Raw genomic sequence first — 12,058 nt, forward strand, 5'->3', positions numbered from 1 at the left:
ATCACGTCAATGATTTATCGATTACTTTCATTGACTTTATGGCAGTCAGTGTTAATGTTGACTGCTTTTCTCTGGCCTTTTAGTCCAAAGTCCAGGATATAATTACGGAGGAAAAACTAATAAATATCAGCAGCAATAATATTTCAGGCTATAAAAAGCTAGTTCGCAGCAAGAAAAGTTTTTAAGCAAAGGCTTTTTTATAAAGGTTAGTAAGAACTGGTTTATGTTCATAGTACAACTGAATTAGTTCAGTTTTAACTTACGTATAAATACGGCGTTTATTTTGAGAAATATGGCAAATAATATAAGTACTAATTCTCTGAAATTACAAAACTTAATTTGTAAAAGTGCAGTTGATAGTAGTTTTATTTAATTTAGATCATCTTAAATTTTGTAATGATAAACATGGACTTATTTAGGGGAGACATCTACTTAATAAAAATGAATATTATATTCAAAAATAAAATTATAAAGTCTCCCAATTGAGTAGCGTATTATGGTGGAGAATAATTTACTGGAGTTATTCGCAATACTGATGAATATAGCTGAGAAATATAAACTTATTAAGTAAAGTTTATTGCTCATCGGCTAACCGGAGTATGTAAAAGTGTTGAAACCAAGTTTTGTAATTTATTGGGTATTGATAAGGGCGATCGCACACTTCAGCATTGCCAGTTTATAGGAGTCAGCAGTTATGTCTTCCTTTTCAAAAAAAATCATAGCTCGTAACTTGATTCACCGTTTGCCATTGCGATCGCTCTTGATTGTTCCATTTGTCCTGCAAATCTTTGCAGCCGTTGGGTTGACGGGGTATATTTCCTTGCGGAATGGGCAGAAGGCAGTCAATGATGTTTCTGGTCAGTTACGTCAAGAGATGAGCGATCGCCTCAATCTACAAGTCTTGGACTATTTGGAAAGACCTTATGTGACTGGACAAGTAATCGTCGCAGCGGCTCAAGAGGGACAGCTTGATTTAACCGATGTCACCAAACTGGAACGGCCTTTTTGGCGGTTAGTCAGCCAAGATATAGTCGAATTCATGCAAATTGCAATGGCTGACGGCACAAGTATACAAGTAGAGGATTTACCGAATAAAGGCATCGTGGCTTTGATTGGGAACAAAAAGGATCTACCTCAGCGCCAAATCTACCAACTTGATGATAAAGGTCAACGGACTGCATTGATAGAAACTATAGCCAATTTTGACCCCCGAACTCGACCCTGGTATAAAACTGCACAGGCAGCCGGAAAACCAACCTGGACAAAGCCTTTTTTGGGCAACTCGATTAAAATCCCTTCAATTTCTTTAACCCAACCCATATACAACAATGGCGTGTTCTTGGGAGTTCAAAATAATCTTTTTCGGATTAACAAAATTCATAATTTTCTCAAGAAGCTAAAGGTGGGCCAGACGGGACAAACCTTTATCATTGATCGCTCAGGCAACCTGATTGCGAGTTCAAGGCTTCCAGACCCCTATATCATCAACCTGAAAGAGAAGACTTTACAACAAATTCCTGCCATAAAGTCCGAAAGCCCCGTAATTAGCGCCACAGCACAAGCTATTCTCGATCGATTTGGTAGTTTCAATGCTATTCAAGAGAGTCAACAGATTGATTTTAAGCTGCCAACTGGAAGACAGTTTGTGCAAGTTTCATCGATTCGAGACGGACGAGGCATTGATTGGTTGAGCATAGTTGTCGTGCCGGAATCGGACTTTATGGCACAAATTAATGCCAATACGCGCAACACGATTTTGCTCTGCTTAGGTGCGTTGGGTTTGGCAACCATGTTGGGTATCTATACCTCGCGCTGGATTACCGATCCCATCCTCCAATTGCAGCAAGCCAGTGAAGCGATCGCCACTGGAAACCTCGATCGCACCGTAGAAGTGAAAGGCATCTATGAACTAGAAGCATTGGCGCGATCGTTTAATCAAATGGCGGCACAACTCAAAACCTCTTTCACCGAACTCGAAGAGCGCGTTGCCGAACGCACGGTTGAACTTCAGCAGGCGAAAGAAGTAGCCGACAGTGCAAACCATGCCAAGAGTGAATTTCTGGCTAACATGAGCCATGAGCTACGTACACCACTCAACGGTATTCTCGGCTTTGCCCAAATTTTAAATCGCTCCAAATCTCTACCCGATAAAGAACGTCATGGGGTGAATATTATTCATCAGTGCGGCTCTCATCTTCTGACACTGATCAACGACATCTTAGACCTATCCAAAATCGAAGCCCGCAAACTCGAACTCATCCCCAAAGCCATCCATTTTCCCGCATTTTTGCAAGGAATTGTGGAAATTTGTCGCGTCCGGGCTGACCAAAAAGGCATTGACTTCGTTTATCAGCCTGATGATAACTTTCCTATAGGCATTCAGGCTGACGAAAAACGTCTGCGTCAAGTTTTGCTCAACCTTCTAGGCAACGCGATTAAATTTACTGACCAGGGCTGTGTTACTCTCAAGGTTGAGGTGCTGGAGACTAATGCAGATGTCTCCATACCCCGAATCAAATTTCAAATTCTAGATACTGGAGTAGGTATCGCCGCCGATCAGGTACACCAACTCTTCCAACCCTTTGAACAAGTTGGGGAGCAGAAACGCCAGTCAGAAGGCACTGGCTTAGGGCTAGCAATCAGCCAAAGCATCATCCAACTCATGGGTGGAAAAATTCAGTTGAAGAGTGAACTTGGCGCGGGGAGTGAGTTCTTTTTTGAAGTAGAATTACCGATCGCCACCGATTGGGTGCAACAAAACGCTAATAGCTCTGGTAAGCAAATCATTGGCTACGAAGGGTCAAAACGCAGCATTTTAATCATTGACGATCGCTGGGAAAATCGGTCGGTGATTGTGAACTTACTAGAGCCTCTGGGTTTCAACTTGCTAGAAGCGGAAAATGGTAAAGAAGGGTTAGCTCAAGCTCAACAGCACCACCCCGATTTAATCATCACCGATATTGCCATGCCAGTGATGAATGGCTTCGAGATGCTGAAACATCTCCGCAAATCAGCCGATTTACAGCATCACAAAGTGATCGTCTCTTCAGCATCCGTGGCAGAAATCGATCAGCAGATGAGCATCAATGCAGGTGGGAATGACTTCTTACCGAAACCCGTCCATACTGATGAGTTGTTCGCAACTTTGGAAAAGTTTTTAAATCTAGTTTGGCAGTATGAAACCCCAAGCAATGGAGAAACTGCAAATATCGAGGCTAGTTGGCTGAAGACTGACTCTACAAACTTTGCTCCCGATCAAGTGCCGCCACTAGAAGACTTGCAAAAACTCCTCAAACTGGTGCAACAAGGGCGGTTAAAAAAAGTCATTGAGATGGCGGAACAGCTAGAGCAACGCGATCGCATCTACCAACCCTTTTCCCAACAGATCGTCAAACTGGCTCAACAATTTCAACCAAAGCAGATTCACCAGCTGATCCAAGCCTATTTAGGGGCAGGAGCAAGTTAATGAGTAATGGCTTGATCTTGATTGTGGATGATATGCCCACCAATTTGGAAGTCATTTCCAGCACCCTAGAAGATGCTGGCTTTGAAGTAGCGATCGCTCTGGATGGACTTAGCGCGATCGAACAAGCACAGCTTAACGAGGAACTCGATCTGATCTTATTGGATGTGATGATGCCGGGAATTGACGGCTTTGAAACCTGTCAACGCCTCAAAAGCAACCCCGCCACCAGCCATATCCCGATTATTTTTATGACTGCACTCTCGGATACCACGAACAAAGTCCGCGCTCTAGAATTGGGAGCCGTAGACTACATCACCAAACCTTTTTCTGAGCAAGAAGTCCTCGCACGAGTCAAAACTCAAACCAAGCTATATCGACTCAGCCGTAGCTTAGAACAGCAAGTGGTCGAGCGCACAACCCAACTATCTGAGGCATTGGCAGAACTCAAGACCTCACAAATCCAACTCGTGCAACGCGAAAAACTATCTGCTTTGGGCAACTTAGTTGCAGGAGTCGCCCATGAAATTAATAATCCCATTGGGTTCTTGAGCGGCAACATCGAGCCGGCTCTAGAGTATATCAACGATATTTTTGGATTAGTTGACCTTTATCAACAGGAATATCCACGGCCCAGTGCTGCAATTCAAAACGAGATTAAAACCATTGACCTCGATTATATCCGTGAGGATCTTCCTAAACTAGTCAGCTCGATGCGTGAAGGAGTGAGGCGAATTACAGATATTAGCACTAGTCTCAGAACCTTTTCTCGTGCTGACACCGAGCGCCCCGTCCCTTGCAACCTTCACGATGGCATTGACAGCACAATTTTAATTTTAAAACATCGTCTGAAAGCAAATGAAGAACGCCCCGCTATTGATGTGATCACTGACTATGGTGATTTGCCCCAAATTGAATGTTTTCCGGGTCAGTTAAATCAGGTATTTATGAATATTTTGGCGAATGCCATTGATGCGTTAGAAGACTCGAACAATGGACGCACTTTTAAGGAAATTCAAGCCAATCCTAACCGCATTATCATAAAAACTAGAGTTAAAGATGACCAAATTCAAGTCGCAATTGCAGATAATGGTATTGGGATGAGTGAACAAGTCAAAGAAAAAATATTTGACCATTTATTTACTACTAAAGCTGTTGGTCAAGGAACCGGTTTAGGGTTAGCGATCGCTCATCAAATCATCACAGAAAAACATAATGGGTTGCTTTCTGTAAATTCTACACCCGGTAAGGGAACTGAATTTTTGATTACCATACCGATTCTGGCTGAGATTCGGGGGGTGTGAAGAAAAAATCTAAAATTGATTAATTATTGTCATCTTGTAGCTTTTCCGGTAATTTGCGATCGCTCTGGGGTTGATTATCAGTTGGTGAATTTTGCTTTTCCAATGTTGGTACTACTACAGCAGAAGGATCTGACTGTTTGGATTGTGTCGGTGGTGCTGCTGGTATAACCACAGAATTTGGTGGAATTATCGATTCAGGGGAAGCAGAATTCTGATTAGAGGTGGGTGAGTTATTTTGTGGCAATGGTGCAGGGGAAGCACTACGAGATGACCGGATTGCCCGTAGTTTTTCCACTAGCGAGGGTGTGGGGGAAACGCTAGGTGCAGGTGCAGATTGCTGCAAATCGCCCCGTTGTGATTCTCCTGTAGGGCTGCTAGGAGTTTCTTCGGGGGAAGAACGGCGATTACGTCGGCGCTGCTTGGAATTAGAAAGAGGTGCTGATTGGGTTCTTGAGGTGGTTTCACCATTCTCAAAGCTAGGTGCTTTCGCGGCTGGTTCTTGAGTAGGCTGTTCAAAAAGCGGCTTTGTGGTTGGCTGCGGCTGAGATTTTGGTAAAATGCTAGTGATGCCAAAACCTGCTGTAGCAGCAACCAAGGCTACGCCTACACCTATGAGTATTTGAGATGATCCCGGTTTTTTTGCCAGTGGATTTCCTTTAGCGATGTTTTGGTTGGACTGTGCTAACACAGATGGCTTATGAAGGCGATTTTGACCAGTTTTTCCAAGTAGAGTTGCAGCTTGTTGGGCAGATAAATTGACAGTTGGGACTGCATAAGTTGCTAAGGCTTCCGGTGTCATCAGCCCCTCATTTCCAGGTAGGAGTTGTAACCACTCAGCAACAGTCGCTGGTCGAAAACGAGACTCCACCGCCATACCGCGCATTATTGCCTGGTTGACAGCAGCACTCAAGTGTGGTTGCAATTCGCGGGGGGAAGGCATTTGTTCGCGATCGCGCAATAATGCTGGCATAGGTACTTGTGCTGTCAACAGTGCATACAAAGTTGCGGCTAAACCATAAACATCAGTGGCGGGTGTGCGCGGCGCTTGCGTCAAATATTGCTCAATTGGAGAATAGCCTTCAGAAACCAGACCAGTGTGAGTCTGTCTGACATTGCCATTAAATTCCCTAGCAATGCCAAAATCAATTAGTACTACTTCTTGTGTTCCTTGACGAAGAATAATATTATCTGGTTTGACATCTCGGTGCAGCAAACCATTGTTATGTACTACCTGTAAAGCTGCTCCAATTTGCCGAATGTAATGAATTGCTGTGGCTTCAGGCAAAGTTATTCCTGGTAATACAAATGCGTCTCCCAAGGTTTCGCCACGAATGTATTCCATTACCATGTAAGGCAGTCCAGCTTCCACAAAAAAGTCACTGACTCGGACTATATTTGGATGAATACACGTAGCTAATCGTCTGGCTTCATCTTGGAATTGGCGCTCAAATTTCGCAAAATCAGGATGTTGTCGCAGCCGTTCATTGATGGTTTTCATCACCACCTCCTGACCTAAGTAGTGATGGGTAGCTTTAAATGTAATACCAAAGCCACCCCGCCCTATTTCTTGAATTAGGGTATATTTTCCATCTTGCAAAATTGTGCCTGCTAACATAAAGAGTCCTGAATCCTGAGTGAGCAGATAAATAGCGAGTCCTGAGTCTTGAGGAATTTCTAAAAATTTTCCCGTATTTTATATGAGGCAGGGTTTATTACCTGTCTATTCTACGGGATGATTTAGTTGTCGGAACTCCCTAAGCGAGAAAACCTCCCCACCTCACAAAAGTTTTATCTTTTTCAGATGATAACGCGGGAGTCAAGAAATTCTGAAGTAGGAAAAAGACTTAAGCTATCTGCTACATCCGTAATGTTAAGGAGAAAATACGACTTGACGCGCTAGTTGCTACAACATAGTTTCTTAATTAACGCTTTAATTTTGCCCCAATTCAGCTACTAAATATAGGACTCATATTTGATTATTGAAATATACGTAGGGTGCGTTAGCCTTTGGCGTAACGCACTGCCCAAAGGTTTAGGTGCGTTAGGCTACGCCATAACACACCCTACATATTACTTAGATTTTTTCAGAAATCAAATCATAGTCCTATAGGACTTACGCAAACAATAGTCAGAACCCTGATTCTCAGTTAGGGGCAATTCATGAATTGCCCCTACCGTGTGTAGTTTGGCGTAAGTCCTAACTAAAGAGTAAATCACAAACTAAATTCTGCTGCGCCATCCTCATCCACATCTGCATTCTTACCCATAGCAGTAGGTTTAAATTTAGAGCCATGAATTAATTCACCGAATGCAATTCCTGAATTTTGATGAAGAATATTCAGCACACTCATAAAATCTCGCACAATTTCCCCTGGTGTCAGTAATGCTTCTGCACCTAAACGATTAATAATTTCTTGCACAAACTCCTTCAACTCACGATTTGTCAAAGTCTGTTCATACCCAAAATTAAGTGCATGAATCTCAGCTAAACGTTGCAAAAGCGTCAATATTTCTGCTTCACTCAACGGATTTAGCCGAATCACTGGCCCTGAATTTTCTTGAACATTAGCTTGGGCAATAAAACGGCTTTCTTTTGTGCGTCTTTGCCAAGCTTGGTCTGCAAAAAGTCCCCGTTTGGGGTCTTCTAAAAATTTAGTTGTTCCACCAACGACAATACCAAGATGTTCAGCTTTACATTGCATGGTATCGTTAAACATTGCCAGGAGTCGATTATAATTTTTTTCCCGCGTAACTGTGGTAGATATTTGATATAAATGTACAGCTTCATCAACTAAAATTAACAGTCCTTTATAGCCAATCTCAGCGACAAATTTCGCAAACAGTTTTATATAGTCATACCAACTATCATCATCAATAATGACGCGCACTCCTAAAGCCGCTTTCGCCTCAACTTTAGTAGTAAATTCTCCCCGCAACCAGCGCATCGCCGCATTTTTTAAATTATCATCATCCATTCGGTAGCCACGCCAATAAGCGATAATCACGCTACCAAAATCAAAACCATGAACTAAATCTTCAATATACTGAACTACTTCCCTAATTTTTGATTCAACTTTGTCATCAAAACCATCGTCATTGGGACGCATTTCAGTTTCTTTGACCACTTCTTGTTGAATTTTATTAATCCATCCTTCTAAAATCGAAACTAAAGCACCACCATCAGGACGAGTTTTTGTAGCTAGGTGGCTCATTAATTCTCGATAGGTGGCTACACCTTCATTGTTGCTTCCAGCTAATCGGCGTTCAGGGGATAAATCAGCATCAGCAACTACAAAACCTTGCTCCATAGCGCGGTTGCGAAGTAGTTGCAATAAAAAACTTTTTCCGGAACCGTAGTTACCAATTATGAACCGAAATGCTGCTACACCTTCTGCAATATCATCAAGATTTTGTAATAGGCTTTTTAGTTCTTTTTCTCGACCTACTGCGATATATTCAACTCCTACTCTTGGTACTACCCCCGCACCAAGGGAATTGATTAAACCAGTGGAGATTTTTTTCGAGATTTTGAGCTTTGCCATGTATTACACTTCTTTTTATTCTAAACGCATAAGCACGCAGTAAATAGGTAAGGTACATATTCACCTTACTACTAACCTGACGACGGCAATAATATTTTAATTTGGCGACCCATGTCTAGCCATGAGACTTTCATGCGTTGCAATCATTTTTTTCACATGGGTAATATGCTCATGGTAAATTTCTGGAATTTCCGAATCTGAGTTAATTATTAATTCTCCAATAGTATCATTTGCCCGTTCATTTATAGAATCGATTAAAAGATTCGGCATAGTGATATTTGCTTCGGCAATTTTTTTAATAGCAGCCTTGGGATTATCTTGCTCGACTATCGCTTTTAATACTTGTAGTTCGTATACTGGGAGATTTTCTAAAAGATTAGTCCATTCTTCAGGTATATTCTCTGATGTATCAATTTCCGATTTATTTATGACTGCTGTAGTTTCCATTATTTCAGAAAAGGGAAACAATTCAGTATCATCTTCTGGGAAATTATCAGTTGAAGGTTCTTGATTAAATGTTTCTAGTTGTTGGAGTAATTCCCAGACTTGATTTTGCAATGAATCTCGTTCTTCTTGCAATAATGAAATTTGCTCTTGCAACTGCTGTAATTCGGCTTTGTGTTCTGCTAATTGGGTTTGTGAAGAATGTAGGATAGCTTGAATATTTTCTCTTTCGGTTTTTGTCGCTACCAGCAACTGATTTTTTTGGGTTGTCTCAACTTCTAACTCTTGAATTGCAATTCGCAGTTCGTATAGTTTTTCTTCTAATTGAGGTTTGAGTCTGCCTAAAAGAGTTAAATTACTTTCAACTTCTTGTTTCTCTTGCTGGAGTTCTGAAATTTGGCTTTGCAATTGCGTGATTTCAGCACGAGATACATTACAATTCGACTCTAGACGACGCTTTTCTGCTGTAAGTATAGAAAAAGCATTGTTCAATTCTGTTTGATTTTTCTGCAAATTATTAATTTCAATTTGCAGAGTATTTATTTCAGTTTCTAGCTGTTTTTTTTGTCCGGTAAATGTTCTTAACTCCCGATGTAAACTATCTCTTTGGTTACGGCTTTCTGTGACTTGATTTTGGAGTTGCTGTGACTCTGCATATAATAAATTATGATGTTCTTCGATTTGATTTATTTCTCTGACAACACGAGCTTTCAACCCCTCCATTTCTTTAATTCGTTTGCGGAGAGAACCTAAAACAAACATTTCATAATTTCTCCGCCGCTTATCTACAAATAATGCTGTTGCATAAATAGTAGCGGCAGTAATTAAACCTGTGAGAAAAGCTTTATTAAAATCCCAGCTTGGGACGAGACTAAGACCAAAACTCACACTAAAGGCAACTATTCCTAGTATAAATCGATTGCTGATCGTTACTGATTGCATATTGCTCGTTTTTAGCGTAGTGAAATTATCAGAATAAGTAAGTTTCATACTAATTCGTAATACTCGCCATTGGCGTAGCGTCTCCTAGAGAATGTGAGAAGCCAGCTACGTAATTCGTAATTACATTGGCAGATACGCGAATGTAATTATGAATTAGAATACACAGGTTATTCTGTTTGGTTAAATAAGACATTTTTCCAAAGTTTTGTATCATAGTAATTCTGAAATATCTAGCTTTAGTTAATGAGGCATTATATTGTTATGTAACTAGCAAAAAAATTTAATCATCAATAAAATAATTTTAATCCGAAGTATCAGATGTATTGTTATTTGCATAAGAAAGTTTTAAATCTGCTTTTAAAAAATCAACAAACTGCCGTGCTGTGCGTCCAGAACGACCGTTGTGACGAGTTGCCCACTGTAATGCTTGAAACTCCAAATCTTCTTGGGTAATATTAATTTCAGCTTTTGCTGCTAGATGTTGTACTATCTTTAAATAAGTTTTCTGATCGGCTGGTTCAAAGGTCAAGGTTAAACCAAAGCGATCGCTAAACGAAAGCTTCTCCTGCATCGTATCCCAAGCATGGACTTCCTCGTTATCTTTGGGGGTAGGTCTATCCACAAAGAACTCCCGAATCAGATGGCGGCGATTGGAAGTAGCATACACAACTACATTTTGCGGCCGCGCGGTTAAATTACCTTCTAAAACTACCTTGAGCGCTTTAAAGGCATCATCATCTTCTTCAAAGGAAAGATCGTCGACAAAAATAATAAATTTTTGTGACACTCCTCGTAAATGTTCCACAATTTCTGGTAAGTCTTTTAAATCAGATTTTGTCACTTCCAATAAGCGGAGGCTACGCTCGCTATATTCATTCAACAAAGATTTCACTAAAGAAGATTTGCCAGAACCACGACTACCGTAAAGTAATACATGAAGTGCCATCTCTCCTGATAATAAAAACTCTGTATTTTTTAACAAAGCATCTCTTTGAGACTCGTAACCTACAAGCGCACTCAACTTAACCGGATCAGAATATCGGATACCGATAAACTGCCCAGCTTGCCAACGTAAAGCGCGATATTCTGCAAATAAACCAGAGCCACATTGCCGATAATAAGCCGCCAACTCTTCTACAGCATCACCCCAATTATCTAAGTCTTGTAAATATGTAGCGAACTTGGTCTCTACTCCTACGAATTCTTGCTCTTTATACCACACTACTGGCGAAATCGGCATATGAGCTACGCTTTGTATCCACTCACTCAAAGAGGCGCTGCTACATTCATAGAGACTTTGTAATATTTGTAAATCGTGCTGTGCTGCTGCTACTAAAGCTGGGGGCAATTCTTCAAATTCTTTCACTTGGGCCAGTTTTGTAAAAGGATTATTAGAGAAGAGAAGTTGAGTAATTAAATAGTCTTCCCAGTTTTGATTTTTAGCCGCTAAAGCGTGGAAGTAACGACCGTAGGCTTGGAGACAACCCCGCGCATCAGAGTCAGTGTAACGTATAGCTTGCAACAGTTCCAGAAATGCTATCCCCACTTCGCCTTGAAGAACAGACTGGTACAGTAAAAGTGAGGCCGCTTGACGCTGGAGATATTGGACTTTTGTATATGAGGAAGTACTTGTTATTGGCATCGCTTGATCTATCCATCAATCAACTGTGTGGTATAGCTATTTAGCTATGGTAAATTGTCGGCTGACCTTGGCAGTAAAGTCAAAATCTACAGATGTATTAACAATGAATTTAAGTATAATTGCTGCTTTTGCTTACGGCATATTAGCGATCGCTGGTGGAATTATTGGCTATATTCAAGCTAGAAGTAAGGTTTCACTGGTAAGTGGTAGTATTAGCGGTTTATTGCTAATACTCGCTGCTTACTTTCAACTCCAAGGGCAAACCTGGGGTTCGATTTTAGCAGTGTTAGTTACTGCTGTTTTAGTTGTAGTCTTTGCAGTTCGACTAGCTAAAACACGTAAGTTTATGCCGGCGGGATTAATGACGATTTTGGGGATGGTGGCATTGGCGGTGATGGTGAATCAAATAGTGGCTTTAAAGTAGCGTCAGTCTCAATACTTTTCGGGTTTTGGGGGAAAGGGGAAAGGGAAAGGGTTTGAATTTACTTTTCCCCCAAGTCCAGTAACCTTTCCCCAGATCAAAAGAGAGATTGTTGGGTTTATCCGAAAAGTATTGGCATCAGTCTATAAGCAATAACCACCTTCCTGTTTTTATATCCAAGGGTATGCAATCACAAGGCAAGCCAACCCCGGATTTCTCACAAACTCAGAAAAAACCGGAGCTTAAAACTGATAAAATGTATACATAGTAAGTATTTCAGCAGTTTGAACCGATGAATCG

Annotated in this window: 7 protein-coding genes; 3 read left to right on the forward strand and 4 right to left on the reverse strand. The window is 41.1% G+C overall.

The window, feature by feature from the left end; genetic code table 11:
- Positions 1-694 precede the first annotated feature (694 nt).
- Both V7K69_RS07050 and V7K69_RS07055 read left to right on the forward strand, forming a co-directional pair.
- Positions 695-3,466 (forward strand): hybrid sensor histidine kinase/response regulator, encoded by a 2,772-nt coding sequence (locus V7K69_RS07050; RefSeq protein WP_335032669.1) that lies wholly within the window; start codon positions 695-697, stop codon positions 3,464-3,466.
- Positions 3,466-4,767: a sensor histidine kinase gene (locus V7K69_RS07055; protein ID WP_335032671.1), complete on the forward strand. Its 1,302-nt coding sequence runs from the start codon at positions 3,466-3,468 to the stop codon at positions 4,765-4,767. Before V7K69_RS07050 ends, V7K69_RS07055 begins: the two co-directional genes overlap by 1 nt.
- A gap of 19 nt (positions 4,768-4,786) precedes the next feature.
- Here the strand turns inward: V7K69_RS07055 and V7K69_RS07060 are convergent, their stop codons facing one another.
- The 4 genes from V7K69_RS07060 to V7K69_RS07075 form a co-directional block, all read right to left on the reverse strand.
- Entirely contained in the window at positions 4,787-6,382 is a 1,596-nt protein-coding gene (locus V7K69_RS07060) for a serine/threonine protein kinase (protein ID WP_335032673.1), read from the reverse strand.
- Positions 6,383-6,980: 598 nt separating this feature from the next.
- Positions 6,981-8,309 (reverse strand): ATP-binding protein, encoded by a 1,329-nt coding sequence (locus tag V7K69_RS07065; RefSeq protein WP_335032675.1) that lies wholly within the window; start codon positions 8,307-8,309, stop codon positions 6,981-6,983.
- Positions 8,310-8,405: 96 nt separating this feature from the next.
- The gene (locus V7K69_RS07070) at positions 8,406-9,695 is read right to left on the reverse strand and encodes a tellurite resistance TerB C-terminal domain-containing protein (RefSeq protein ID WP_335032677.1); all 1,290 of its coding nucleotides are present in this window, start codon (positions 9,693-9,695) and stop codon (positions 8,406-8,408) included.
- Between the two features lie 301 nt (positions 9,696-9,996).
- Complete coding sequence (locus V7K69_RS07075) at positions 9,997-11,337, reverse strand: ATP-binding protein (protein WP_335032679.1); 1,341 nt, start codon at positions 11,335-11,337, stop codon at positions 9,997-9,999.
- A gap of 103 nt (positions 11,338-11,440) precedes the next feature.
- Between V7K69_RS07075 and V7K69_RS07080 the strand changes: the two genes are divergently transcribed.
- Positions 11,441-11,761 carry a TMEM14 family protein gene (locus V7K69_RS07080; RefSeq protein ID WP_335032681.1) on the forward strand — a complete coding sequence of 107 codons (321 nt, stop codon included), beginning with the start codon at positions 11,441-11,443 and terminating at the stop codon, positions 11,759-11,761.
- The last annotated feature ends 297 nt before the right edge of the window (positions 11,762-12,058 follow it).

The sequence above is a fragment of the Nostoc sp. genome (assembly GCF_036917775.1).
Lineage (GTDB): Bacteria > Cyanobacteriota > Cyanobacteriia > Cyanobacteriales > Nostocaceae > Nostoc.

Bases quoted from the DNA above. Each gene is read 5' to 3' on its own strand.
- V7K69_RS07050 (WP_335032669.1), top strand. From the start codon at position 695: ATGTCTTCCTTTTCAAAAAAAATCATAGCTCGTAACTTGATTCACCGT.
- V7K69_RS07055 (WP_335032671.1), top strand. From the start codon at position 3,466: ATGAGTAATGGCTTGATCTTGATTGTGGATGATATGCCCACCAATTTG.
- V7K69_RS07060 (WP_335032673.1), bottom strand. From the start codon at position 6,382: ATGTTAGCAGGCACAATTTTGCAAGATGGAAAATATACCCTAATTCAA.
- V7K69_RS07065 (WP_335032675.1), bottom strand. From the start codon at position 8,309: ATGGCAAAGCTCAAAATCTCGAAAAAAATCTCCACTGGTTTAATCAAT.
- V7K69_RS07070 (WP_335032677.1), bottom strand. From the start codon at position 9,695: ATGCAATCAGTAACGATCAGCAATCGATTTATACTAGGAATAGTTGCC.
- V7K69_RS07075 (WP_335032679.1), bottom strand. From the start codon at position 11,337: ATGCCAATAACAAGTACTTCCTCATATACAAAAGTCCAATATCTCCAG.
- V7K69_RS07080 (WP_335032681.1), top strand. From the start codon at position 11,441: ATGAATTTAAGTATAATTGCTGCTTTTGCTTACGGCATATTAGCGATC.